The sequence below is a fragment of the Streptomyces sp. GMY02 genome (assembly GCF_019056675.1).
In the GTDB taxonomy this organism is placed as follows: Bacteria; Actinomycetota; Actinomycetes; order Streptomycetales; family Streptomycetaceae; genus Streptomyces; species Streptomyces odonnellii.
In genome coordinates this window covers 232806-258733 of sequence record NZ_CP077658.1, presented here as the reverse complement: position 1 = coordinate 258733, position 25928 = coordinate 232806, and the positions used below count along the sequence as shown (strand labels likewise).

Below are 25928 nucleotides of genomic sequence, written 5' to 3'. Positions count from 1 at the left end.
GCCCCGGCCGGTCAGTGGAACTGCGGAATGATCAGGTACAGCCCGTACGCGACGGCCGCCGCGCAGGCGAGGAAGCACAGCCCGGCGACGGCTCGCGCCGGCGCCGAGGGACGGCGGCGGCCCCCGCCCAGCCTCGGGCGGCCGTCGGGCTCCTCGTCCTCGTCCCGGTGCGAGAGGAGGCGCACACCCAGCGCGAACACGAAGACGACCCCCACGGTGGCGCCTACGCTGACCAGGGCCACTTCGCCCAGGCCGCTCCAGTCCAGAGCCATTCGGCTCCCGCTCCTCATACGTTCGCCTTCGCGGCACTGGAGCGGACCCTGACGGTGCGCTCGTCGTTGACATTGCCCGCGTTCACCGGGTGGCGGCGGGAGACGATCACGATGAAGGTCGCCACGGCAGCGGCGGCCAGGGCCACCACGACGGTGCCGATGGTTCCGCCGTATACGACCATGACGGCGGCGAGCGCGCCCACGGCCGCCGCGGCGGGGAGGGTGACGCACCAGCCGATGGCCATCCGCGCGGCGATTCCCCAGCGCACCTCCGCCAGCCGCCGGCCGAGACCCGCGCCGAGGATGGCGCCGGAGCAGACCTGGGTGGTGGAGAGCGCGAAGCCGAGATGGGCCGAGGTCAGGATCACGGTCGTGGCGGACGACTCGGCGGTGGCGCCCTGCGGGGGGCGGATGTCGGTGAGGCCCTTGCCCATGGTCCTGATGATGCGCCAGCCGCCGAGGTATGTTCCCAGGGCGATGGCCAGACCGGCGGAGATGATCACCCACAGCGGGGGGCCCGCGTCGGGCGCGAGCGCGCCCGCGGAGATCAGGGTGAGGGTGATGACGCCCATCGTCTTCTGCGCGTCATTGGTGCCGTGCGCGAGGGAGACCAGCGAGGCGGAGACGACCTGCCCGAGCCGGAAGCCCCGGTTGACGGAGTCCTCCCGGCCCCGGGTGGTGATCCGGTAGGCGAGATACGTCGCGAGGAGCGCGGCCAGACCGGCGACCAGCGGTGACGCGACGGCCGGCAGGACGATCTTTTCGAGGACCACGTCGAAGTGCACACCGTGCCGTCCCGCCCCCACCCAGACGGCACCGATCAGCCCCCCGAAGAGGGCGTGCGAGGAGCTGGACGGAAGCCCCATCAGCCACGTCGCCAGATTCCACAGGGTCGCGCCGATCAGCCCGGCGAAGACCATGCCCGGGGTGACCAGACTGTCGTTCACGATGCCGCCGGAGATCGTTCTGGCGACCTCGGTGGAGAGGAACGCGCCCGCGAGATTGAGTACCCCGCTGATCAGGACCGCGACCTTGGGGCGCAGGGCCCCGGTGGCGATCGAGGTCGCCATGGCGTTGGCGGTGTCGTGGAACCCGTTGGTGAAGTCGAACGCCAGAGCGGTAAGGATCACCACTCCCACAAGAAACGTGATGTGGTCCATTCGCCTCATACAAGCCTGTCGGCGGGTACCCCGCCGACAGGCGCCGTGAGGACACCGGGTGCTTCCTTCCAACGGATGAGTGGATCAGCCACTTCACGACGTCTTCACGACGTGCGCACGGTGTGCGGTGCGGGGCGCGCCGGTGGCCGGTTCCGGGATTTTGACATTGCCTTGACAAATTAAGATCCCGTTGCCAGGCTGCAAAAACTCCACCGAGATCTCGCAATTACGTTGACGCCGCATCGAATCCGTTCCGCCAGACCGGTATGGCTGTTGCCCAGGTGACGGGACATCACCCGGGCGCAGGTTCTTCCACGAGTGACACGGCAGCCGCTGTCGTGCGCTCACGCCTGACTCAAAACCCCCGCAAGGTCAGGAAGGATGCTCCATGTCAGGACCATCAGAACTTTCACGACTGTCTGGGCAGAGGCCGAGACGACGCCTCTGGTCACGATGGCTCACCGCGTTGGCACTGATCGTCGGCGGCGGCGCCGTCGCGGTGCCGGCAGCCGGTGTCCCGGCAGCCGTCGCGGCCCCCGCCGCGCCCGCGGTCATTCCGCCGGGCGACTACCAGCAAGTACAACTCGCCCTGGGCGGCTCCGAACTGGGCGAAGCGATGTCGCTCGCGGTGCTCCCCGACCGAGCCGTCGTCCACACCGCCCGCGACGGCACGGTCCGGTTCACGGACGCCGCCGGCAACACCAAGACGGCCGGCAAGCTGGACGTCTACACGCATGACGAGGAAGGGCTCCAGGGCATAGCCGCCGACCCCGGCTTCGCCACGAACCGCTACCTCTACCTGTACTACTCGCCCAAGCTGAACACCCCCGGCGGCGACGCGCCCGTCACCGGCAGCGCGGCCTCCTTCGAGCCGTGGAAGGGCCACCTCAACCTCTCCCGGTTCACCCTGAAGACCGACGGCACCCTCGACATGACGAGCGAGAAGGTCGTCCTCGAAGTGCCCAACGACCGCGGCCAGTGCTGCCACGTCGGCGGTGACATCGACTTCGACGCCGCCGGGAACCTGTATCTGACCACCGGCGACGACACCAACCCGTTCGAGTCGGCCGGCTACGCGCCGATCGACGAACGGACCGACCGGAACCCGCAGTTCGACGCCCAGCGCTCCTCGGGCAACACCAACGACCTGCGCGGCAAGGTCCTCAGGATCAAGCCCACGGCCGCCGGCGGCTACACCGTCCCGGCCGGGAACCTGTTCGCCCCCGGTACGGCCAACACCCGGCCCGAGATCTACGCGATGGGCTTCCGCAACCCCTTCCGGATGTCCGTCGACAAGGCCACCGGCATCGTCTACCTCGGTGACTACGGCCCCGACGCCGGAGGCACCGACGGCGGCGGGCGCGGCCCCAGCGGCCAGGTCGAGTTCAACCGCATCACCGCGCCGGGCAACTACGGCTGGCCGTACTGCACCGGTACGAACACCGCCGCCGAGACCTACGGTGAGTACACCTTCCCGAACGGTCCCTCCGGAGCGAAGTACAACTGCGCCGGCGGCCCGGCCAACAACTCCTTCCGCAACACCGGTCAGGCCACGCTGCCCGCGGCCAAGCCGTCCTGGATCAAGTACGGCGGTGACGCCGGCTCCCCGCCCGAGTTCGGCGGCGGCTCCGAGTCGCCCATGGGCGGACCGGTCTACCGCTACGACCCGAACCTCAACTCCAGTGTGAAGTTCCCGCAGTCGCTCAACGGTTACTTCTTCGCCGCCGAGTACGGCCGGAAGTGGATCAAGCCCATCGAGGTGAAGGCCGACGGCACCCCCGGTGTCATCGAGAGCTTCCCGTGGACGGGTACCCAGGTCATGGACCAGGCCTTCGGTCCGGACGGCGCGCTGTACGTCCTCGACTACGGAACCGGCGCCAACAACCAGGCGCTGTACCGGATCGAGTACATCGGCGGCAGCAACCGCAACCCGGTCGCCGTCGCGGCCGCCGACAAGACCTCGGGAGCCGTCCCGCTCACCGTCCAGTTCTCCTCGGCGGGCAGCTCCGACCCCGAGGGCAAGGCGCTGACGTACTCCTGGAACTTCGGCGACGGCACCACCTCCACCGCCGCCAACCCGACCAAGACGTACACCACCGCGGGCACCTACCAGCCGACCCTCACCGTCAGGGACCCCGAGGGGCTGACCGGCACCGCGAGCCTGGTGGTGACGGCGGGCAACACCGCGCCCACCGTCAATCTCACCGGGCCCAAGGACGGTGAACTGTTCACCTTCGGTGACACCGTGCCCTTCACGGTCAGCGTCAGCGACCCCGAGGACGGCACCATCGACTGCACCAAGGTCAAGGTGACCTACCTCCTCGGCCATGACGAGCACCGGCACGCGATCACCTCGAAGAACGGCTGCACCGGCACGATCGCGATCCCGACCGACGGCGAGCACGACACCGCCGCCAACATCTACGGGGTCTTCGACGCCGAGTACACCGACGGCGCCGGCCTGACCTCGCACAGTGTCCGTGTCCTCCAGCCCCGCCACCGGCAGGGTGAGCACTTCAGCGCCCAGAACGGCATCCAGGTCGCCGCGCACGGCAACGCCGAGGGCGGCGCCACGGTCGGCTTCACCGACAACGGCGACTGGATCTCCTTCAAGCCCTACGCGCTCGGCAACGCCAACAGGTTCACCGCCCGCGTCTCCTCCGGCGGCGTCGGCGGCACCATCGAGGTACGGGCGGGCTCGGCCACCGGCACCCTGCTCGGCACGGCCACCGTGGCGCCGACCGGTGGCTGGGAGACCTTCACCGATGTCTCGGCCACGCTGACCAACGCCCCGGCCGCGTCCACGGAACTGTTCCTGGTCTTCAAGGGTCCCACGGGCCAGGGCAACCTCTTCGACGTCGACGCCTTCACCTTCGCCACCGGCACCACCCCCTCCGGGCAGACCGTGGAGGGCGAGTCGTTCACCTCGTCCCTGGGCGTCCAGGCCGCCGACCACGCCGCGGCCAGCGGCGGCAAGACGCTCGGCTACATCGAGAACGGTGACTGGGCGGGCTACGCCTCCGTCCCCACCGCCGGGACCAAGACCTTCAGCGCGAAGGTCTCCTCGGCCGGGGCCGGCGGCACCATCCAGGTCCGCTCCGGCTCAGCCACCGGACCACTGCTCGGCTCGGTCGCCGTACCGGTGACGGGCGGCTGGGAGACCTTCACCAATGTCTCCACGGCCCTGACCGGTACCACCAGTTCGGGAGCGCTGTTCCTCAGCTTCACCGGCGGCGCCGGCTCCCTGTTCGACATCGACACCCTCACCCTCACCAAGTGACGAGCGGGAAAGGGACAATGATGTTTCGTCAGCTACGCCGGCTCCCGTCGGCCGCTGCCTCGGCCTTCGTGGTCGCGCTCGCACTCGTGGGAGCGTTCCTGACACCGGCGGTGACCGCGCAGGCCGCCGACCCGGCCTACAAGGTCCTCGTCTTCTCCAAGACGGCCGGCTTCCGGCACGACTCCATCCCGGCCGGTACCCAGGCCATCCGTGACCTCGGCGCGGCCAACAACTTCACGGTCACGGCCACCGAGGACAGCGCGGCCTTCACCACAGCCAATCTGGCCCAGTTCAAGACGGTGGTGTTCCTCAGCACCACCGGCGACGTGCTCAACGACGCTCAGCAGTCGGCGCTCCAGTCGTACCTCGACGGTGGCGGCGGCTATGTCGGGGTGCACGCCGCGGCCGACACCGAGTACGGCTGGCCGCAGTACGAGGGAATCGTCGGCGCCTGGTTCAAGAGCCACCCGGCGATCCAGCAGGCCACGCTGAAGACCGAGGACCGCACCCACGCGGCCACCTCGCACCTCGGCCAGACCTGGTCGCGCTCCGACGAGTGGTACAACTACCGCACCAACCCCCGTGCCAACGTCCATGTGCTCCAGAGCCTGGACGAAAGCAGCTACAACGGCGGGGAGATGAGCGGTGACCACCCCATCACCTGGTGCCACCCGCAGGGCAACGGCCGGTCCTTCTACACCGGGCTCGGGCACACCACCGAGTCGTACGCCGACCCCGCCTTCCGCTCCCTGCTGCTCGGCGGCATCCGCTACGCGGCCGGCTTCGCCAAGGCCGACTGCCGCGCGGAGACCGGCTACACCCCGCTCTACAACGGCTCCACCACCGGCTGGTCGCAGGCGGGCCCCGGCAGCTTCACCAACACCGACGCCACCCTCACCTCCACGGGCGGCATGGGGCTGTACTGGTACCAGGCCAAGGAGTTCAAGTCGTACTCCCTGAAGCTGGACTGGCGGATGCCCGGGGACGACAACTCCGGTGTGTTCGTGGGCTTCCCCTCGTCCACCGACCCCAACTCGGCGGTGAACCAGGGGTACGAGATCCAGATCGACGCCACCGACACCTCGGACAAGACCACCGGCTCGATCTACGGATTCAAGTCGGCGGACATCGCGGCCCGGGACGGCGCGCTCAACCCGCCGGGGGCGTGGAACACGTACGAGATCCGGGTGGAGGGGGAGCGGCTCCAGGTCTTCCTCAACGGTGTGAAGATCAACGACTTCACCAACACCGACCCGGTGCGCTCCCTCCAGCAGGGATACATCGGCATCCAGAACCACGGCACCGGCGACGATGTGTCCTTCCGCAACATCCGGATCAAGGAGCTGGGCGGCGGCAACCCCAACCCGGGCCCGTCGACCTACGAGGGTGAGGCGTACACCTCGTCCGCCGGTGTCCAGCCCGCCGACCACGCCTCGGCCAGCGGCGGCAGGACCCTCGGCTACATCGAGAACGGCGACTGGGCCGGTTACTCCCAGGCGCCCCTCAACGGCGCCACCACCTTCACCGCGAGGGTTTCCTCCGGCGGCGCGGGCGGCACCCTCCAGGTGCGGTCCGGCTCGGCCACCGGGGCGGTGCTCGGCTCGGTGACCATTCCGAACACGGGCGGCTGGGAGAACTTCAGAACCGTCTCCACCCCGCTGACCGGCTCACCCACCGGACCGGTCTTCCTCACCTTCACCGGTGGGGCGGGCTCCCTGTTCGACGTCGACACCTTCACGCTGGACAGGCCGGCGGCGTTAGATGCCCCGGCGAAAGCCGCCGCCCTGTCGAACAACGTCCATCTCTTCTACTACCCGTGGTACGGCAGCCCCGCCAAATACGGCAGCTACCGCCACTGGCAGCAGGGCGGCCGCACCCCGCCGCAGGACATCGGCGCCGACCTCTACCCGAAGCTGGGAGCGTACGACTCCGGTGACTACACCGGGGCCGTCGCCCAGCACATGAAGTGGGTCAAGCAGTCCGGCGCCGGCGTGATCGTCTACAGCTGGTGGGGCAGGGGCGGTTACGAGGACACCCTCGCCAGGGGAGTTCTCGACGCGGCCCAGCGCGAAGGCATCAAGGTGGCCTGGCACATCGAACCCTACTCGGGCCGCACCGCGGCCTCGGTGGTGTCCGACATCCAGTACCTGAACGCCACTTACGGCAGCCACCCCGCCTACTACCGCGACGCCGAACACAACAGCCGCCCCGCGTTCTACATCTTCGAGAGCCTGAGGATCACGGACTGGGCGGCGCTCGACCAGGTCACCCGGACCAACTCGGTCCTGGCACAGACCACCGACACCAGCAAGATCGCGCACTTCTCCGGGCTCTACACCTATGACGGCATCGCGGGCGCCACGGCCCCCGGCTGGAAGCAGGCCGGAGACTACGCGCGCGCGAACGGACTGATCTGGGCCCCCTCCGTCGCCCCCGGCTACATCGACGACCGCGCGGTACCGGGCAACACCACCCCCACCCTCGGCAGGGCCAACGGCGCCACGTACGACAAGGAGTGGAACAACGCGCTCGACCCCGCCATCGGCGGATCGCCCTCCTGGGTCTCCGTCACCTCCTTCAACGAGTGGCACGAGGGCAGCTCCATCGAGCCGGCCTCGTCCGCACCGCCCGGCGGCTTCGGCTACCAGACCTTCTCGGGCGCGTACGGCAGGACCGGCGCCGACGCCGAGAACGCCTATCTCGACCGTACGAAGTACTGGGTGAACCAGTTCGAAGCACGGCGAGTGCGCTGACGCGCGAAGGATGCCTGACACCAAGTGACAGACCCACGCAGTGAGATGGGCCCCGGCGACCCCGGGGCCCATCCCCGTTCTCATCCCTGTTCCCGCCCGTCCCCGCCGATCCAAACCTCCCGGACGCCTCTTCCGTACGGACTTAAGGCGGTGGCTATGCGTAGGCCACCGGCCGGTGGCGGGGGCGTCGCCTTCCGGCCACCACCTCCTGCAAGCCTCCACAGATGCTCGCCCTGAACGCGGATGTGGACCCGAACCGATGCCGGACGCTGGGGCTCGCGGGTTCCGCAGCGCTCACCGTGGGCGGCCTGACCGCGGGCGCCCTGCCGGTACGCGAGGCCCTGCTGCCCACCTCCGGCCGCGCCGCACTCGGCGTGCTCTGCGCGTACTTCGGGCTCGTCCTGCTGATAGCGGCCTGGTGGTGGCTCGGCCGCGCGGTACGCGGCCCCCGGCCCCCCTCACCGCGTTCCCTGCTGCTGACCCTCGCCACCTGGGCGGCACCCCTGGTGCTCGGACCGCCCCTGTTCAGCCGGGACGTCTACAGCTATCTCGCGCAGGGAGCCATGGTCGACGCGCGCATCGACGTCTACACCCACGGGCCCGCGCAGCTCGGCGGCCCGCTCGCCACCGAGGTGGCCCCCGTCTGGCAGAACACCCCGGCGCCCTACGGCCCGGTGTTCCTCGCCGCCGCGGCCAAGGCCGCCGACCTCGCCCATGTCGACATGTCCGCCGGGATTCTCGGTATGCGGCTGGTCGCCCTGCTCGGCGTCGGACTGATGATCGCCTTCCTGCCGCTGCTCGCCGACCGCTGCGGGGTGGAGCGCTCCGCCGCGCTCTGGCTCGGCGCGCTCAACCCGCTCGTACTGCTCCATCTCGTCGCGGGCGCCCACAACGACGCGCTCATGCTGGGGCTGCTCGGCGCCGGACTCGTGGCGGCGCTGGGCGGCTGGCCCGCCAGAGCGGCGTTCCTCGTCTCCCTCGGCGCCCTGGTCAAGGCGCCCGCGGCGCTCGGCCTGCTCGCGGTCGTGGTCCTGTGGTCCGGCCACTTCACCGGACGCGCCCGTATGCTCAGAGCCGCCGCGCTGACCGGTGCCATCGCCCTCGCCACCACAGCGGCCGTGACCGCCGTGACCGGTACCGGCTACGGCTGGCTCACCGCGCTGAGCACCCCCGTATCACCCGACAACTGGTCACTGACCAGCGGACTGGGCCGGCTCAGCGGTGCCCTGCTGGACTCCGCGGGCAGCGGCTTCGCCGATCTGGCCGTACCGGCGTGGCGGTGGCTGGGCCTCTTGGCCACCGCTGTCGCCATCGGGGTCCTGTGGCTGCGCCGGGTCCGTCTGGGACCGGTCTACGCCCTGGCCCTCTCCCTGCTCGCGCTCTTCGTGCTGGGCCCGGCGTTCCGTCCGTGGTACGCGATCTGGGGCCTGTTCCTGATCGCCGCCGCGGCACCGGACGGACGGGTACGGCGCTGGGCCGCGGGCGGCAGCGGAGTCCTCGCCCTGGGTCTGCTGCCCAGTGGATATCCGCCGGACGGCATGCAGTTGACACTCGCCGTGGGCGGCGGCGCGCTCGCGCTGCTCGCGCTCTGGTGGATGTTCGAGATGTCCGCGCCCGGCGGTGTGCCCTCGCGTACGCAGGCCGCCTCATGAGAGGGCCGCGCCGTGCCCTGGCGAGTCCCGCCGGGCGGATCACCATGGCCGTGTGCCTCGTCGTGGCCACCGCCGTCTTTCTCGCGACCGTCCCGCTGCACCGGGACTTCTTCGACGTCGGTGTCTACTACGGCACGGTCGGCGAGTGGGTCCATCACGAGGGCCGGATCTACGACTACCTCGTGCCCGGTACCCACTACGGCTTCACCTACCCGCCGTTCGCCGCCGTGTCCATGCTGCCCATGGCCCTGGTCTCCTGGCCGGTGGCCGTCGGCATCAGCGTCACACTGAGCGTGGTGGCGTCGGTGCTGCTGCTGCACTGGCTCGTGGGCCCGCTCATCCAGCGCGTCTGCTCCGTACGGTGGTTCGCCTTCGTCGTGGCCGGCTGTATGTTCGCGCTGCTCGAACCGGTCCGTGACACCTTCAGCTTCGGCCAGGTGAACCTGCTGCTCGTCGCCCTGGTCTTCGCCGATGCCCGGCTGCTGGCCACCGGACGCGGTCGGTACGCGGGCATCGGCATCGGCCTCGCCTCCGCGATCAAGCTGACCCCCGCCCTCTTCATCCTCTATCTGCTGATCACCGGCCGAAGACGGCAGGCCGCCACCGCGGTGGGCACGGCATGCGGTGCGACCCTGCTCGCCGCCCTGATCGATCCCGGCGCCACCCGTACCTTCTGGACCGACGCCCTCTGGAACACCGACCGCGTCGGCTCGCTCAGCTATGTCTCCAACCAGTCCCTGCAAGGCGTCCTCGCCCGTCTCCAGCCCGACCACCCCAGCCGGGCGCTCTGGCTCGCCTGTGTCCTCGCCGTCCTCGCGCTCTGGGCGTACCGTGCACGCGCCGCCGTCCGCGACGGCGACGACCGGGCCGGATTCGCCCTGACCGCCCTCGCCGCCTGCCTGGTCAGCCCGGTGACCTGGGTCCACCACCTGGTCTGGGTGATCCCGGCGCTCATCGTTCTGACGGACAGTGCCCTGCGCCGCGAACAGCGCGAGCGCCGGGCGCTGTTGGCGGTGTGCGCGGTGCTGTACGTGATCCTGTGCAGCAGCGTGGTGTGGCTCTGGCGCTGGGACTCGACCGGTGTGGGCGCCTTCCTCGGCGCCAACACCTATGTCTGGATCACCCTCGGCCTGCTGCTCGTACGCCCCTGGCCGCACAGCCGGCCGCTGCCGGAGACGACACCCCTGGCCGCCGAGGCGCCCCTGAACCCGGGAGAGGTGAGCGAAGGGCTCACGGGCGGGGCGGGCGCCGCCAGATAGGCCGGGGCGTGGCGTCGCCGGTGCCGCCTTTCCGGGTATACGTACGGCGGGAACCCGTGCGTCGTCGATGGGCAGGTGGTTCGTATGTCCGATCTCTTTCATGGCTCCAGGACACCGGCCGGTGAGGCCGCGGGGAGACGGCCGGTACGGGCCCGCAGAGCGGCGCGCGGGGCGGCGGTGGCGGTCGCGGTGATGGCGCTGGGCTTCGGTGCGGCGGCGTGCGGCGGGGGAGCGGACACGGTCTCCGGCTCCGGGGCGTCCGGTGCGGGAACCGTGCCGGAGAGCGGCGGTACGGAGGTGACATCGGCGGCACCGAGCACGCCTCCGGCGTCCATGCCCCCGGGGCCCACGGACTCGGTGCCCACGGTCTCGGACCGGCCGGTGCCTCCGGCCCCCGCCTCTTCTCCGGTCACCTCCGCCTCGTCCGCTCCTTCGGCGCTGTCCGCGTCACGGTGCACCGCGGACCGGCTCGGGCTGAGCCTGAGCGCGCCGGACGCGGGCGCGGGCAATATCCGCTACGACCTGCGGCTCATCAACAAGGGGCGGGACGCCTGCGTCCTGCTGGGCTTTCCGGGTGTCTCTCTCCTCGCGGGCGACGGTGCCATGATCGGCCGCCCCGCCACCCGCGAGGGTGAGCGGCTTCCCGCGGTACGGCTCGGGCCGGGCGGCAGCGCGGATGTCACCCTGCACACCCTGAACAAGGGCATCGACGGGACGTCCTGCTGGCCCGCGCCCGCCCTGCTGCGGATCTATCCGCCGGGTTCCAGGGACGCCATGACGCTCCGTACCGAATTGCCGGTCGTCTGCGGCGGCACCTTCACGACCACGGCGGTGCGGCCGGGCTGATGACGGCTCGGGCGCGAAGCTCGCGCGGGTGGCGGTGTGGTGGCGGCGCGGTAACGGTCAGGCCTGGCCGAAGAGCTGTGTCCAGTAGGTGCCGGCCGGACCGCCGCCCGCGAAGCCGATGCCGATATGGGTGAAGTCCGGTTTGAGGATATTGGCCCGGTGGCCCGGACTGTTCATCCAGCCCCGGACCACCTCGCGCGGGCTCCGCTGGCCGCAGGCGATGTTCTCGCCGATGCCCCGGTGGGTGGCGCCCGCGGCGGCGGCGCGGTCCCAGGGCTCCAGCCCTTCGGGCGAGGTGTGCGCATAGAAGGCGCGCGCGGCCATGTCGGTGCTGTAGGCCTGCGCGGCCGACGCGAGCCGCCGGTCGTCGGCGAGTGGCCGGAGCCCGGCGGCGGTCCGCTCCGCGTTGGTGAGGGCGACGACCTCGGCGGCGGTCCGCAGGAGCCTGTCCGAGGTGAAGGGGCACGCCCACAGCGCCGTCCAGTAGACATCGCCCGAGCGGCGGTCGACGGCCTGCCCGACACCGGCCTCGGTGAGCGCCGGATCGTACAGCGCCTCACGCGTCCGCTCACCGCTGAGGCAGTACTCCACGAACTCGCCGGGCGTACGGGGCCCGGAGACAAGGTGCTGATCGATCCGGACATAGCGGTAGCCGGCCGCGGTGACCCGCTGGAACACGGACACCCCGTCCGCGCCCTCGGCCCCGAGCCGCCGCTGCCCGGCCATCACCGCGGCGTGTGCCTGGGCGGCACCGGAGAGGCGCCGGTCCAGCACGACGGCGGGCAGTCCGGCCCGCAGCCGCACCTCCCGGATCAGCTCGCCGAACTCCCCGGACCCGCCGGGCGCGCCGGACACTCCGGCGAGGCCGGACGTACCGGACGGGCCGGATGCTCCTGGTCCGCCGGACCGGCCCGGCGGACCCGACGGTCCACGCCCGCCGAACGGGCCGATCCGGCCGGACGCGCCGAGCCCGCCCAGGAGGCCGCGTATGCCGGCCCTGCCAGGAGCGCCGGGCTCGTTGGACGGACCGGTCGCACCGGACCGGCCCGGTGGTCCGGATGCGCCGCGTCCACCTGCGACGCCTGCCCGGCCGGTGCCTCCGGCGGTCGTGGGCGTCGCCGGAGCGGGGGCTCCTCGATCACCTCCACACCGAAGTCGCGGGCGATTCCGGCCAGCCCGTCCGCGTACCCCTGCCCCAGCGCGCGCAGCTTCCAGCCGGCGCCGCGGCGGTAGATCTCCGCCAGGAGCAGGACCGTCTCGTGTGCCGGGCGCGCGGGCGTGAAGCGGGCCAGCACGGTCCGCCCGCGGCCCCCTTGTACCGTCAGTACCGGCAGCGGCAGGCGGCCCAGCGAGGTGCCCGGATCGGCCGGGCTGACGACCACGGTGACACGGGTCGCTCCCGGCCGCAGCCGGCGCGGGTCCAGCTCGGCCCGGCCTTCGTACAGCCGGACACCGGGAGCGGACGGCTGGTTGTAGAAGACGAAGTCGCCGTCCCCGCCGACCTTTCCGCTGTCGTCCGTGATGAGGAGCGACAGATCGAAGGGCCCCGGCACCTCGGCCGTCAGCGCCGTGTCGGGCAGGGGCAGATTCCCTCCGGGGACCAACTCGGCCATCGCCACCGCCCGATCTGTTCCGTTCCGTACTCCGTCCTCTGGAGAAACGTCCGGAACGGCCGTCCCGGTTCCGACCCGGGCCGGAACCGGCCCGGGCCCGCGCGGTCCCGCCGGGTTCCGGCCCGGATCGCCCCGCTCAGTTGTGGTTGTGCGTGGAGGTGGTGTCGGCCGGCGGAACCGTACGTCCGCCGTCACGCCCGCTGACGATCACCGCGAGGAGCGCCACGACCACCCCGGCCACTACCAGGCGCCCGCCCAGCCGCAGCCCCCAGACCGCGCGCGAGCCGGTGCCCGCGCCGGGGCCCGACAGCCGCTCGGAACGGCGCGCGGGCCGCAGGAGCCGTGCCAGCAGCAGTGCGGCGATGGGCAGTTGCAGCAGCCAGACCGAGGTCCGGAACCAGCCGTCGTACCAGACGTTCGTGCCGTACAGCAGGGTGTGCCACACGCTGAGCACGTATACGACGATCACGAACCGGTGCAGCACACGCCAGGTCTTGGGACCGATACGGTGCCGGACGTAGAAGAGCAGCCCGAGCGGGATGGCCAGATAGAGGGCCGCCTGGCCGACCGGAATGGCGATCTGGCCCGTACCGGAGTCGTAGCCGCCCGGTACGAACGACTCGACGAAGGCCGTCCAGAGCCGGGAGAACCAGCCCGAGGTGTCGTGCCGCACCAACTCCGCGGCGAAGAACAGGGCATGGCCGATGATCAGCGCGATCGTATTGAGACTGGTCGTCCGGTGGAGCCGTTCCAGACGCTGCGCGGACAGCGGCAGCCGGGCCGGGCGGGGCCCGGAGAGCAGCAGCCCCAGTACGACCGTGGTCCACGCCCACAGGAGAGCCGCCCAGCCGAAGGCCTGGCTGAGGAAGTACATCCAGAAGCCGCCCGCGTCGGCCATGAAGGGCATGACGGTCACGGTCGAGGAGGTCTTCGCCTTGATACGGGCGTAGAGCAGGGCGAAGACGGCGGCGGTCACGGCCAGGGCGATCAGACCGTCCGGTATCGACGCTCTGAGATCCGATCTGAGCGTGACTCTGGACGACGGTGACGACGGTGATGGCGACGGCGACGCTGACCGGTCCGCGCCGGTCGTGGCGGCGTCGTCGGCCTCGGCGGTCGTGGTGGCGGGCGGGTCCGTCGGCTCGGGTGCGGCGGGTGCGGGGGACGGCTTCATCAGGGCGGCCTTCTCGATGGCTTCGGCGGGTTACCCCAGGAGTCGGGCGCCGGACCCGGAAAGTTCCCGGCGATTTCCTGTGACATGGATCACAATATTGAGGGTCACCCGCCCTTTTCCGACGCTGCGTCACGAGTGACACGATGGCAGTCATGAGAGCCGGGCCCCCACTCCGTCTCACACGCGCCGTGGTGTTCGCGGCCGTGTGCGTAGCGGTGTCCGGGCTCGGTCACTCCCTCCAGTCCGACACCCCGCTGCCCTGGCCCGCCCCGGTCCTCGCACTGATCGCCACAGGTGGCGCGGGCTGGTGGCTGGCGGGGCGTGAGCGTGGTGCCCCCGCGATCGTCGGCGCCAGCGCGGTGGGACAGGTCGTCCTGCACGCCCTGTTCAGTTGGACGCATGTCTTCCTGCCGCACGCCGCGGATTCCCGGGCCATGGCCATGCCGGGCATGGGGCGTTCGGGTACGGCGACGGCGCACGGCCACGCCGGAACGGCCGAAGGGGCGGCGGACCTTCCCGCGCTCCTGCTGGCCTTCGACGGCCACTCCCTGACCTCCGGCATGGCCCTCGCCCACCTGGTGGCGGGGCTGCTGTGCGGCTGGTGGCTGTGGCGCGGAGAGACAGCGGTCCTCCAACTCGGGCGCTCGCTCGCGCTGTTCGTCAGCGCTCCGCTGTGGCTCGCCTGGCGGGTGCTGTCCGCCGCCGGGCCGCGCCCGCCGCGGGTCCGGATCGCCGTACCGTACCGGCCCTGCCGCCCGCGCCGGTTCGTCGTGCTGTACGGCATCTCCCGCCGGGGTCCGCCACCGCGCCCGTCCTTCCTCTGACCTTCCGTCCGCACCCCGCGAGGCGCTCCCACGCCCCGGACGCTCCGGTGTCCCGGGTGCGTTCCGGCGTGCGCGGGGTCCGTCCCACCGCGGCCGAGGGTCCCGCAGGCACGCGTGCGTGCCTGTTCACAGGCATGCCGGTGATCCGCCGCGCCCCCGCGCGGTGAGCCGGCCACCGATGGCGCCCCGCCCCGATCCGGCGCGGCGCCGCGAGGACGCTAAGGACCGAATTGCGATGCCCACTGCCACACCGGCACACCCGCGCACCGTCGGATCCGCCCACCACGACGGCGAGATCACCGCATGGGCGCTGGCCGCAGGCACCGGTGACCGCGAGGCCGCCGAGCGTTTCGTGCGCGCGACCTACGACGACGTACGCCGGTTCGTCGCACATCTCAGCGCCGATGTGCCCGGCGCCGACGACCTGGCCCAGGAGACCTATCTGCGGGCCCTGACCAGCCTGGCGAAGTTCGCGGGCCGCTCCTGCGCGCGCACCTGGCTGCTGTCCATCGCGCGGTGTGTGGTCGTCGACCGCTACCGCAGCGCCGCCGCCCGGCCGCGGGTCGCCGACACCGCCGACTGGCAGACCGCGGCCGAGCGCGCACAGCCGCGCCATCTGCCCGGCTTCGACGAGAGCGTCGCGGTGTTCGACGTGCTGGACGCGATGGACCCGTCACGGCGGGAGGCGTTCGTACTGACCCAGTTACTGGGTCTGTCGTACGCGGAGGCCGCCAGCGCCGCGGGCTGCCCGGTCGGTACGGTACGGTCCCGGGTGGCCCGCGCCCGCCGGGACCTCACCTCGGTCTGGCAGCCCGACACGGCGTCCCTGGGCCTCCTCCCCGATCGCACGCCGGCCGTACTCTCGTCATAACTCCTGTGTCAGAGGCGCTTGTCCGGGGTTCCGCGCGAAGGGCCCCGGCGGCGCGCCACCGCCATCAGCAGCACCGGCACGACCAGGCTCTGGAGCGACACCGCGAGCCAGAAGCCCGGCACCATGTCCATGTCCTCGGCGACCGCGTAGAGCTGACCCCCCGCCACCCCGCTCGCGAACGCCCCGATTCCGGCCGCCAGCCGCTGTCTGCCGAAGACCGTGGCCGGCGGTGCGGAGGACCTGGCCAGCGCCTCCAGATCGTTCTTCAGGAAGAGGACGATCTCGCCCAGGCAGAGCAGCACCGCGCCCGCGCCGATACCGGGGCGGCCCCCGGCCGCGATCAGCGCCGTACCGGCCGCCATCGCGCAGAAACCGATGCGGATCGCCGTACGGTAGGCGAGCCCGGCGATCCACTCCGACAACAGCGGCTGCGCGACAACGAGCAGACAGGCGTAGCCCATCAGCACCGCGCCGTAGAAAGACGCCGAAGTCCGGGGGACCGCGTACAGCGCCAGATAGTGCTGGAAGAACATGAAGACATACACGCTCAGTACGGTGACCGTGAAGGGCAGCGCCTCCCGGCCGGCGCGCTCGTGGCCGCTACGGGAAGCGTCTCCCTCCTTCGGCTCCCGCATCGGATCCGTCGAAGGCGCCGCGGCCGGTGGCAGCAGCGCGTGTCCCAGACCCACCGCCGCGAACAGTGCCGCGACCCCCGTGAACAGGGCACCCGGTGACGTCAGTACGAAGGGTGCCGCGGCCGGCGGCCCGAGCGCGATGCCCGCGTTGAACGCCGAACCGCTCGCCGACAGCAGCTTGGGCCGCTCCGACTCCTTCGCGCCCTCCACCAAGTACGCCTTGTTCGCGGGCAGGTAGAGCGCCGCGCCGCACGACACCAGGAACAGCGCGCCGATCGCGACCGCAGGACTGCCAAGCCCCGGCACAAACGCCGCGAACCCCGCGGTACGTACCGCCAGCGCCACCAGCATCGTGCCCCGCAGCCCGATCCGCCGTGCCAGCGCCGCGCCCACCACCCCGCCGGAGAACTGCACCAGCGACGCCACCGCGAGCACCGCCCCGACCGTGCCCAGATTGAGCCCCAGCCGCTGGTGCAGCAGTACCGACATATAGGGGAGTACGGCGAAGCTGCCCAGGGTGATCAGGAACGAGCAGGCCAGCAGGAACGACTGCGGCCCGGTCGGCCGCCATCCGCCGCCCCGCCGCCCCGGGGTACCTGGCCTCCGGGCTTTCGTACGGTCCCCTCCGCCGGCCTCGCGCTCACCGCCCACCGTCGGCCACGAGCACGGGACGCACCCCCACCGCCGCGCTCGCCGCCCGGTGCAGCGCGAGTTCCGCGGTGGCCGCCTCCGCCAGGACCATCCCGGTGCAGCCCCGCTGGTCGGCCACGGTGGTGATGGTGTCGCCCGGTGCCTTCACCGGATACCAGCGCACGGCACCCGGGTACGCGCCGAGCCCGTCGAGCCCCTGCCAGCCCGCCAGTTCACCGGTCCGCTCCGGATAGACGAGCACGAAGCCGCTGGCCGGGCCGGTGTGTTCGAGCGCCGCGTCCAGCAGCCCGGGGCGGCGGCCCAGCGCGGTGTCGATCATGGCCTCGTACACATTGACCCCCAGGGAGCGGCACAGCGCCTCGCCGACCAGGGCCCCGCCGATCCGCCGGTTGATCTCCACCAGTTGGGGGCCCTCGGCGGTGAGGATGAACTCGACATGGGCGAAGCCGTCGTCGTGCCCGGCCGTGCTCAGCACCCGGCCGACCCACTCCTCGATGCCGGCCGACTCCCCGTGCGGCAGCGCGACCGGAAAGGCGGCGGCCTCCTCCCGTACGGCGGGCTCCCGCGAGGTCTGCCGACTGAGCACCCCCAGCAGCCGGGTCTCCCCGGCCCAGCTCAGGGTCTCCGCGCTGTAGAGCGGCCCGGCGAGGAACGGCTCCGCGAACAGCTCGCCGGTGAAGGCGCGTCGGCGGGCCTCGGCGAGCGCGGAGTGCAGCGACTCCAGGTCTCTCGCTATCCAGACGTTGCGGGACGAGGTGCCCGCGGAGTCCTTGAGGACGGCCGGGAGCCCGATCGTACGGAGCACCTCGGCGGCGGGGTCGGCGGCGGTGTTCCCAGTGCCGTCGCCCCACCGCACCGGTACGGCGGGACCCTTGCTCAGCCCGGCACCGTGCAGCAGTCCGCGCACCCGGGCCTTGTCGCGCAGCACCCGTACCGAGGCGGGATCGGGACCCGGCAGTCCCAGCTCGGCCGCGAGATCGGCGGCCGGAACGCTCCAGGTGTCCGTGGTGTTGATGAGACCGGCCAGGCCGGGAACGGCCATGAGCGCGCGCCGGGTCGCCTCCGGATCGAAGGTGTCGACATCGACGACGGTGAGCGCCCCGTCCGGCAGGGTGGCCAGCTCGTGCCGGTACACGGTGCGGTCACCGGTCAGCAGCGTCAGCCCGTGTCCGGCGGCGGTCGCGGCGGCGGCCATCCGGCCGAGCCCGAAGGACAGCGACTCCAGTGCGACGATGGTCATGACGGCTCCCCCTGTGCCATGGATTCCGGCGCGGCACCGGATCCGCTCTCCAGCCCGATGGATCCGGTGGGCCCGAGCGGCCCGAGCGGCCCGGCCGGCCCGCCGGCTCCGGCTGATGCGGTGGCGCCGACATCCGCCGCCACCAGCTCCTTGTGAGCGCGGCGCTCCCACTCCATCACCGACCACGGCAGCCGCAACTCGTCGAGTGTGCGGATCCGGCGCGGCCGCAGGGCGTGTCTGTCCAGCGCCTCCGCATGCCGGGCGAACACCCGCTCCGCGTACCGGTGTCCGGTGTCCGCGCCGATGACAAGATGCTGCCGGCCGGGATCCCGGTCCGCCTCCCATGCCGCGACGAGATGCGCAGCCCCGGTGGACAGCCCGGCGAATACGGCGTGTTCGCGCAGCAGACCGACCGCGCCCGCCATGGCGTGCCGGAAGTCCACCCAGTGGAGCGTGTCGTACAACTCGTGCCGTACGTTCTCGAAGGGGATGGAGCTCCCGATGCCCGCGATGATCGCCTCCGGGTCGTTGAACCGCTCACTGCCGAAGGTGACACTTCCGAACGGCTGGATCCCCACCAGCCGTACCGCCCGGCCCGAACCGCGCAGCGCCCGCACCAGTCCGCCCGTCGACGCTCCCGTACCGACCGCGCCGACCACCGTCAGCGGTCCTTCGGGCAGTGCCTCGGTGACCAGCTCCGCGAACTCCCGGTATCCCGCGTAGTGCACGGCGTCGTGGTACTGCCGCATCCAGTAGAAGTCCGGTCTGCGGGCCAGGAGTTCACGCACATGCCGCACCCGTCTCTCCTGGTCGAGCCGGAGACTCTCCGACGGCGGCATCTGGTCGACCGTCGCGCCCAGGATCTCCAACTGGGCGCGCATCACCGAGTCCACGGTCGTCGACGCCACGATGTGACAGCGCAGCCCGTACCGGTGGCAGGCCATCGCGAGCGCCAGCGCGTAGATGCCGCTCGAACTGTCGATGAGGGTCTGCCCCGGGACGATTCGGCCGCGCCGCAGCAGCGTACGGACGGCACCCAGCGCCGCGTACACCTTCATCGTCTCGAAGCGGGCGAGGACCGTGTTGCCGCCGAGTCTGATCAGGTCGGGGGCCTTCATCGCGTCCGTGATGTGCTCGTGTATGCGTGCCGGTGTCATTTCCGGATCCCCCGTACGATCAGCCTGCGCGAGCCCGGACCGTAACCGGAGCCGTCGAAGCCGCCGAAGCACTCGACGTCCGTGAACCCGGCCGTCACGAACAGGTCGTGCAGTTCGGCGGCGCTGTAGAGGAACGAGCTGATCGACGCGGTACGGGCGGTCGAGCCGCGCACCAGCGTCCAGTCGGTCCGCAGCCGGCGCCAACTGTCGAGCACGGTGTCGCGCTGCACGACATACGAACCGTCCGGCAGGTCCACCGCCTGCGGGCGGCCGATCCACCCCGCCAGGACCTCCTTGCCCATCACATCGACCAGGAGCCGGCCGCCGGGGGCGAGGGACTCGCGGGCGTTGCGCAGTACGCGCAGGTTGTCGTCGGGATCGTCGAAGTAGCCGAAGGAGGTGAAGACATTGAGCACGGCGTCAAAGGACCCCGGCTCGACGTAGTCCAGCATGTCCGCCTTGATCAGCCGCACATCGGCCCCGGCCCGCTCGCAGGCCGTCTCCGCGCGCTCCAGCATGGCTGGACTGAGATCGACACCGGTGACGGTGTATCCGCGCCGGGCCAGCGGCACCAGGAAGAGACCTGGGCCGCAGCAGAGGTCCAGCACCCGGGCGCCGGGCCCGAAGTCGAGCAGCGGTGAGTCCGCGACGATGCCCGCGGCCTGCTCGGCGCGGTCCGGGGAGAACATCGTGGGCGCGAAGTCGGACCAGAGGGAGTCGTCCTCGTACCACTTCAACCGTCCTGCCCTCTTTCTGGGCCCCGACGGCCCGTGATCCGTGCCCTGTTGTCCACTCCTTGTCAGTAGTCGGGCGCGGGCGACGGCTGGTTCCCGGGAGATTCGGGAGACGTCAGGGACGGGACGCGGTACGGGACACGGGACGGGAACAGGGAGGCGCCGCCGGGACCGGCCCGGCGGCGCCCGGTCTCTCCGCCGGCCGCGCGGTCAGCCGCGCTTGGCCTCGCCCAGGGCCGTACGGACCGTGTCGGTGTCCGCGCTCCTGCCCGGGTCGTTGAAGATCCCGAGACCTTCCAGGTCCTGTGCGTACGGAAGGACATAGGCCGGGGCGTCGCGCTGGAACCGCCAGCTCTCCGCCAGCGGTCCCGCGTCCACGACGTCATAGCCGAGGAGGCCGATCAGCCGGGCGGCGGAGGCCTTCGCCTCTTCGTCGTCACCAGCGATCGGCAGGGCCGTGCGGTCGGGCGCCTCGGCGGGCCGTGCCAGCGTGGCGAGATGCTTGAAGAAGATGTTGTTGAACGCCTTGACGACCTTGGAGTCCGGAAGGTGGTCCTGGAGCAGAGCGCTGGTGGTGGTCTCCTCCGCGTCCAGCTCCGGGATCCGCCCGTCGCGCTCGGGATAGTAATTGTTGGTGTCGAGGACGACCTTTCCGGCCAGGGGCGCCACCGGTACCTGGCGGTAGTTCTTCAGCGGGACGCTGACCACGACCCAGTCGCCGGCCGCCGCCGCCTCGGCGGCTGTAGCGGCCCGTGCCCGAGGGCCCAGCTCCGCCACCAGACCGGAGAGGGTCTCGGGCCCGCGGGAATTGCTGAGAACCACATCGATTCCGGCGGCGACCGCCAGCCTCGCCAGGGTGCCGCCGATGTTTCCGCTGCCGATCAGTCCAAGAGTGCTCATGCGGGTGCCAGCGGAGGACACCGCCGCGATATTCCCCGCGACGGTGTCCGGCCCGCCGTCCGGAGCAGTCTCCGGACGGTCCGCTCGTCAGCAGTTCTTGTAGTCGTACCGCGTGGAGTTGTACGAGCAGGTGTCGTGCACCGCTCCCGTGGACCGGGTCAGGGTGGCCTTGTCCTTGTCGTTGTTCCAGACGTACGCGGCGCGCTGCTGGAACACCGTGGCGGCCGTGTCGGTGCCCTTGCCCGTCTTCACGGTCACGGTCTTGCCGGGCTTGAGGGTGAACGTCTTGAACGTGTACACGTGCCGGGAGGCGTCGGTGAGCTTCCAGCCCTTGAGGCTCACGGACTTGGTGGTGCTGTTCTTGATCTGGACCCACTCACCGTTGAGGCTCGCGTTGGATCTTTTGTCCGAGCCGGGGGAGTCGTACCAGATCTTGGTGATGTACACGGATCCGGCGGCCTGCGCCTGTCCGGGGAACATCATCAGGGTGGCCGCCGCCGCGGCGAGTGCGGCGGCGCCGGCTATGCGGGCACGGGGCATGAAGGAATACGTCCTGTTCAGGGAGGGCGCCGCGCAGGACAGCGGCGCGAGGAGCCCGACATTACGCAGCCCGTGCCGGTGAAACACCGTTTTCCGGAAAAACACATCAGAAGTACGTCACGCCCCATCACGCCCCTGTGCCGTGCCCCCGTGTCGTGCTCGTGTGCCGTGCCCGTGCGCCGAGTGTGTCGTGTCTGTACGTCATGCCCCGGTCGGTGGCTCCCCGAGTTCCCGGGCGGTCCAGTCCGGGCTCAGTCGGAGGTGTTTGACCGTGCGGCGGTGGTGGGTGAAGGCGATGTGCAGGGTGCCGTCGCCGGTACGGGCCACGGACGGATAGGACAGCTCGCGGTTGAGGCCGTCACGGGAGTTGTTGGTGAGGCAGTAGCCGTCGCCGGTCTCCAGATCGTGGCGGACGGGCCAGGTCAGACCGCCGTCCGACGACACGGAGAGGGTGAGCGGCGCGCGCGGGGCACCCCAGAAGGCGCCGCCGTCCAGGTCCGGTCCGCTGCCGGGAGCCGGGTCGCTGGTCGCGTCGCCGCTGCCGGGGCCTCCGTCGCCGGGGCCCCCGTCGTCGATCTCGTCGTACAGCGACACACGCCGCTCGGTGGCGTCCGCCGCGCTGCTGTGGTTGTGCACCAGGACGAGCCGGCCGTCCTCCAGCGGTACGAACTGGAGCGAGGAGTTGTTGTTCGGTACGGCCAGTGCCTCCGGCTCCGTCCAGGTCCGCCCTCCGTCGTCCGACGTACTCCGGTATACGGAGTCCGCGCGGCGGCTGCGGAACAGCGCGACCAGCGAACCGTCCCCCAACGGGTGGACGTTCATATGGACCAGACCGGTGGAACCGGGCACCGGCCGCTCCTCCCAGGTACGCCCGCCGTCCTCGCTGACCATGACCGCGCTGGTGTCGTCGCCGCCCGACCACCGCCGCCCCAACACCGTGACACAGCGGAACACGGGCAGCAGCCAGCGCCCCGACGGCAGTACCGTCACCGGCTGCCGCACATAGACACCGCCGCCCCCGGCGGTCGCCGGGAACAGCGTCCGGGGAGGACCCCAGCTCGCGCCGCTGTCCCCGCTGACGCGCAGCCGCACCTCCGCGGTGTCCTGGTGACCCGCGCGCTGCGCGGTGTGCAGCAGCCACAGCTCGCCGGACGGAGCGGGGAAGAGCACCGGATTCTGCTCGGAGCACACCGGATCGTCGGACAGCCGTACCGGCACGGACCAGGTGTCGCCGTCCCGGGCCAGCCGCGAGAACCATACGGAGATGTCCGCGACGCCCTCCTGCGTGCCGGCGAACCAGACACAGCCCAGATCGCCGCCGGGCAGGACCGTCAGATTCGCGGCGTGGCTCTGTACGGCGGGCGCCGGCAGATGCGCTTCGGCACGGCCCGGCTGCGAGGGGTGCGGGCGCAGCACGCCATCGGCGGAGGGTGCCGGGAACGCGGACGGTGTTGTGGTCACTGGGGCTGTCCCGTGGCGCGGGCGGCGGCGAGATGGTGGCCCGCGGCCTGCTCCAGATGGACCAGATCGCTGGAGACCGTGGCGAAGGTGAAGCCCTCGGCCAGCCGCCTGGCGGCGCTCGCGCCGTCCGCGTTGTGGATGCCCGCCGCGATTCCGGCGGCGGCCGCCGCCTCACGGATCGTCAGCAGCGCCGACTCGAACCGCTCACCGACCGCCGGATCGTTCGAGGAGGCGCCGCCGATGCCGATCCGCAGATCGGACGGGCCGACATAGATTCCGTCCAGGCCCTCGGTGGCACAGATCTCCTCGACATTCGCCAGACCGTCCGCGGTCTCGATCATCGCGAGGACGACCGTCTGCGCGTGCGCCTCCGCCGGGACGGGCCCGATCCGCAGGGCCGAACGCATCGGGCCGTACGAGCGGCGGCCGAGCGGCGGATACCGTACGGCCGCGACCGCGGCGGCCGCGTCCTCGGCCGTGTCGACCAGCGGCACGATCACCCCGGCCGCCCCCGCGTCGAGGGCGCGGCCGATCGGTGCCGGGTCATTGGCCTCGACACGCACCAGGCCGACGGCGGTGCTCCCCTTGGTGTCGATGGCGATGAGGGAGGCGAGGATGCCCTGGTACGCGAGCAGACCGTGCTGGGCGTCCAGCGCGACATAGTCGTAGCCGAGGCGGGCGATGCGCTCGGTGGAGACCGGCGAGTCTAGGACGGACCAGTAGCCGATGAGCCGCTCGCGGGCGCGCAGAGCGGTGGCGAAGGCGGCGGGCGTGCCGGACGGGGCGCGGGTCATGAAAGGGCTCCTTCGGGGCGGTGAAGTGGTCGTCTTCGGCCGGGAGTCGGTGCTCGGGTCGGGGCTCGCGGGGCAGGGGCAGGGCGGTACGGTGCGGGGTCGGCCGGGACGGGCCCGGGAAAGGTTCGGGGCCCGGGGGCAGGGGCAGATCGGGGTACGGGGCAGGAGCCGGGGGCAGGTCGGTTCGGGCCCGGGAGGCAGGTCGGGTACGGCGCCGGGAGCCGGCCGGCGTCAGCGGTTGTACGCCGGCATCGGGCCGCGGAGCCGTGTGCCGACGTCGTCGCACGCCGCCGCCACCTCGGGTGGCAGCGGGCCCGCCTCTGCGGCGGCGATATTGGCCCTGAGGTGCTCGGTCCGTGAGCCGCCGAGGAGCAGCGCGTCGGTGGAGGGGCGGCCGAGCAGCCAGCGCAGCGCCAGGTCCGTGAGGGGGATGCCCGCCTCGCGTGTGATCCCGGTGAGCTCGGTGACGGCGGCGAACAGCCGCTCGTCCCAGTAGCGCTCCCGGTACATCGCGGCCAGCCGCGAATCGCCGAACCGCCCCGACTCCGGAGTCCGTCCGAACGTGTGGCGGCCGGTGAGGAGGCCGCCGCCGAGCGGGTTGTAGACCATTGTGCGCAGCCCGGTCTCGGCCGCGTACTCGACGTACTCCTCCTCCAGCCGGCGCGCCAGCAGATTGTGGAGCTGCTGGGCGATCACGGGCCGGGGCGCGCCCACCTCCCCGGCGGTGCGCACGAGTTCGGCGACCTGCCAGGCGGCGTGGTTGGAGACACCGAGGGCGAGGACCTTCCCCTCGGCCACGAACTCGGCGACGGCGGACAGGGTTTCGGCCGGCGGGGTGGCACGGTCCGGCTGATGCAGATAGAAGAGGTCGACGCGGTCGGTGCCGAGGCGCTTGAGGCTGCCCTCCAGCGCCGCCCGCATCCCGGCCGCCGACAGCGGGGCGTGCCCGCCCTGGTCGGGATGCGGGATCCCGGCCTTGGTCGCGAGGACGATCCGGTCGCGCCGGCCCGGCAGCAGGCCGGCGAGGATACGCTCGCTCTCGCCGCCCGCGTAACCGTTCGCCGTGTCGATACCGGTGATGCCCGCGTCCAGCGCCGTGTCCACCATGGCGGCGGCGCCCGCCCGGTCGACGGTGTCGCCGAAGGTCATGGTGCCGAGGACCAGCCGCGACAGCGGGACGGGGACATGCGGCAGATCGATGCCGGTGGTCACGAACGAATGCCTTCCCGTGCGGTGGTGGTGAGCAGATGCCGGGGCTTGACGCCCCGGATCGTGGTCGGGTCGAGAGCCGCGCGGCGCAGCGCCCGGGTGTACGGCTCGGCCGGTGAGGCCAGCACGGCGGCGGTCCTTCCGGTCTCGACGATACGGCCGGCGCGCATCACCACCACCTCGGTGCTGATCTCACGGACCACTCCGAGGTTGTGGGCGATGACCAGATAGGCGATCCCGGTCTCGGCCTGGAGCTCCCGCAGCAACTCCAGCACCTGGGCCTGTACGGAGACATCGAGGGCGGACGTCGCCTCGTCGCACACCAGCAGATCGGGGCGGGACGCGAGTGCGCGGGCGATACCGATCCGCTGGCGCTGCCCTCCCGAGAACTCCGGCGGCCTGCGGTGCAGAGCCGAGGACGGCAGCCCGACCCGGTCGATCAGCTCCGCCGCACGCCGGGCGCGGGCGGCCCGGTCCCCGATGCCCGAGAGGCGCAGTGGCTCGGCCACGATCTGCTGGGCCGTGAGATGCGGATCCAGTGAGCCGTACGGGTCCTGGAACACCATCTGCACCCGCCGGCGCAGCGGGCGCAGTCGGCGCTCGGACAGCGTGGCGATGTCCGTACCGTCGAGGACGATCCGCCCGGAGACGGGCCTGAGCAGCCGTACGAGGGCCCGCGCGAGGGTCGACTTGCCGCACCCCGACTCCCCGACCACGGCGAGCGAACCCCCGCGCGGGAGCTGGAAACTTACCCGGTCGACGGCCCGGAAGGGACCTTGGGCGGTGGGGTACTCGACGACGAGATCCTCGACGTCGAGGAGCAGTGGCTCAGCCACTGGACCATGTGGTGGCCGATCCATCGATCCACCGCGCGGTTCGGCCACCGGACCGCTGAATGGCTCG

The 25928-nt window shown here is 71.5% G+C and carries 20 protein-coding genes and 1 pseudogene; 7 read left to right on the top strand and 14 right to left on the bottom strand.

Translation table 11 applies throughout. The features are described from left to right. Positions 1 to 11: 11 nt before the first annotated feature. On the bottom strand, positions 12 to 272 hold the full coding sequence (locus KQY30_RS01045; protein ID WP_217305119.1) for a hypothetical protein: 261 nt from the start codon (positions 270 to 272) through the stop codon (positions 12 to 14). Positions 273 to 286: 14 nt separating this feature from the next. Further along, positions 287 to 1432 (bottom strand): inorganic phosphate transporter, encoded by a 1146-nt coding sequence (locus KQY30_RS01040; protein ID WP_217305118.1) that lies wholly within the window; start codon positions 1430 to 1432, stop codon positions 287 to 289. 388 nt (positions 1433 to 1820) lie between these two features. Between KQY30_RS01040 and KQY30_RS01035 the strand changes: the two genes are divergently transcribed. From KQY30_RS01035 to KQY30_RS01015, 5 genes are all read left to right on the top strand, one after another. Further along, entirely contained in the window at positions 1821 to 4712 is a 2892-nt protein-coding gene (locus tag KQY30_RS01035; protein ID WP_217305117.1) for a carbohydrate-binding protein, read from the top strand. Positions 4713 to 4732: 20 nt separating this feature from the next. Beyond that, entirely contained in the window at positions 4733 to 7465 is a 2733-nt protein-coding gene (locus tag KQY30_RS01030; RefSeq protein WP_217310654.1) for a ThuA domain-containing protein, read from the top strand. Positions 7466 to 7689: 224 nt separating this feature from the next. Beyond that, positions 7690 to 9117 (top strand): polyprenol phosphomannose-dependent alpha 1,6 mannosyltransferase MptB, encoded by a 1428-nt coding sequence (mptB, locus tag KQY30_RS01025; protein WP_217305116.1) that lies wholly within the window; start codon positions 7690 to 7692, stop codon positions 9115 to 9117. 44 nt (positions 9118 to 9161) lie between these two features. After that, complete coding sequence (locus KQY30_RS01020; RefSeq protein ID WP_254407507.1) at positions 9162 to 10376, top strand: glycosyltransferase 87 family protein; 1215 nt, start codon at positions 9162 to 9164, stop codon at positions 10374 to 10376. Between the two features lie 84 nt (positions 10377 to 10460). Continuing rightward, on the top strand, positions 10461 to 11222 hold the full coding sequence (locus KQY30_RS01015) for a DUF4232 domain-containing protein (protein ID WP_217305114.1): 762 nt from the start codon (positions 10461 to 10463) through the stop codon (positions 11220 to 11222). Between the two features lie 57 nt (positions 11223 to 11279). On the opposite strand, the pseudogene KQY30_RS36020 reads toward KQY30_RS01015, so the two are convergent. Continuing rightward, positions 11280 to 12835 (bottom strand): annotated as a pseudogene (locus KQY30_RS36020) (CAP domain-containing protein). A 136-nt stretch (positions 12836 to 12971) separates the two neighbouring features. Next, positions 12972 to 14009 carry a ferric reductase-like transmembrane domain-containing protein gene (locus KQY30_RS01000; protein ID WP_217305112.1) on the bottom strand — a complete coding sequence of 346 codons (1038 nt, stop codon included), beginning with the start codon at positions 14007 to 14009 and terminating at the stop codon, positions 12972 to 12974. A 152-nt stretch (positions 14010 to 14161) separates the two neighbouring features. Here KQY30_RS01000 and KQY30_RS00995 point away from each other — a divergent pair, with 152 nt between their 5' ends. Together KQY30_RS00995 and KQY30_RS00990 are read left to right on the top strand one after the other, a co-directional pair. Continuing rightward, positions 14162 to 14833 (top strand): hypothetical protein, encoded by a 672-nt coding sequence (locus KQY30_RS00995; RefSeq protein WP_217305111.1) that lies wholly within the window; start codon positions 14162 to 14164, stop codon positions 14831 to 14833. Positions 14834 to 15068: 235 nt separating this feature from the next. Further along, positions 15069 to 15704 (top strand): sigma-70 family RNA polymerase sigma factor, encoded by a 636-nt coding sequence (locus KQY30_RS00990; protein ID WP_217305110.1) that lies wholly within the window; start codon positions 15069 to 15071, stop codon positions 15702 to 15704. A gap of 8 nt (positions 15705 to 15712) precedes the next feature. On the opposite strand, the gene KQY30_RS00985 is transcribed toward KQY30_RS00990, so the two are convergent. The 10 genes from KQY30_RS00985 to KQY30_RS00940 form a co-directional block, all read right to left on the bottom strand. Beyond that, positions 15713 to 16882 (bottom strand): MFS transporter, encoded by a 1170-nt coding sequence (locus KQY30_RS00985; RefSeq protein WP_254407506.1) that lies wholly within the window; start codon positions 16880 to 16882, stop codon positions 15713 to 15715. A 97-nt stretch (positions 16883 to 16979) separates the two neighbouring features. Beyond that, positions 16980 to 18230 carry an ATP-grasp domain-containing protein gene (locus KQY30_RS00980; protein WP_217305108.1) on the bottom strand — a complete coding sequence of 417 codons (1251 nt, stop codon included), beginning with the start codon at positions 18228 to 18230 and terminating at the stop codon, positions 16980 to 16982. Next, positions 18227 to 19387, bottom strand: coding sequence for a pyridoxal-phosphate dependent enzyme (locus KQY30_RS00975; RefSeq protein WP_217305107.1), 1161 nt, complete (start codon positions 19385 to 19387; stop codon positions 18227 to 18229). The genes KQY30_RS00980 and KQY30_RS00975 overlap by 4 nt, the downstream gene beginning before the upstream one ends. Next, positions 19384 to 20124, bottom strand: a complete 741-nt coding sequence (locus KQY30_RS00970) for a class I SAM-dependent methyltransferase (RefSeq protein WP_217305106.1) — start codon at positions 20122 to 20124, stop codon at positions 19384 to 19386. Before KQY30_RS00970 ends, KQY30_RS00975 begins: the two co-directional genes overlap by 4 nt. Positions 20125 to 20331: 207 nt before the next feature. Then, entirely contained in the window at positions 20332 to 21021 is a 690-nt protein-coding gene (locus KQY30_RS00965; protein ID WP_217305105.1) for an NADPH-dependent F420 reductase, read from the bottom strand. An 87-nt stretch (positions 21022 to 21108) separates the two neighbouring features. After that, positions 21109 to 21561: a lamin tail domain-containing protein gene (locus KQY30_RS00960; protein ID WP_254406860.1), complete on the bottom strand. Its 453-nt coding sequence runs from the start codon at positions 21559 to 21561 to the stop codon at positions 21109 to 21111. Between the two features lie 201 nt (positions 21562 to 21762). Continuing rightward, on the bottom strand, positions 21763 to 23022 hold the full coding sequence (locus KQY30_RS00955; RefSeq protein ID WP_217305104.1) for an exo-alpha-sialidase: 1260 nt from the start codon (positions 23020 to 23022) through the stop codon (positions 21763 to 21765). Further along, positions 23019 to 23816, bottom strand: a complete 798-nt coding sequence (locus KQY30_RS00950) for an HpcH/HpaI aldolase/citrate lyase family protein (RefSeq protein ID WP_217305103.1) — start codon at positions 23814 to 23816, stop codon at positions 23019 to 23021. The genes KQY30_RS00955 and KQY30_RS00950 overlap by 4 nt, the downstream gene beginning before the upstream one ends. A gap of 231 nt (positions 23817 to 24047) precedes the next feature. After that, positions 24048 to 25028 carry an aldo/keto reductase gene (locus KQY30_RS00945; RefSeq protein ID WP_217305102.1) on the bottom strand — a complete coding sequence of 327 codons (981 nt, stop codon included), beginning with the start codon at positions 25026 to 25028 and terminating at the stop codon, positions 24048 to 24050. Continuing rightward, a complete protein-coding gene (locus KQY30_RS00940; protein ID WP_217305101.1) occupies positions 25025 to 25861 on the bottom strand; it encodes an ABC transporter ATP-binding protein in 837 nt (278 codons plus the stop codon). The genes KQY30_RS00945 and KQY30_RS00940 overlap by 4 nt, the downstream gene beginning before the upstream one ends. Positions 25862 to 25928 lie beyond the last annotated feature (67 nt).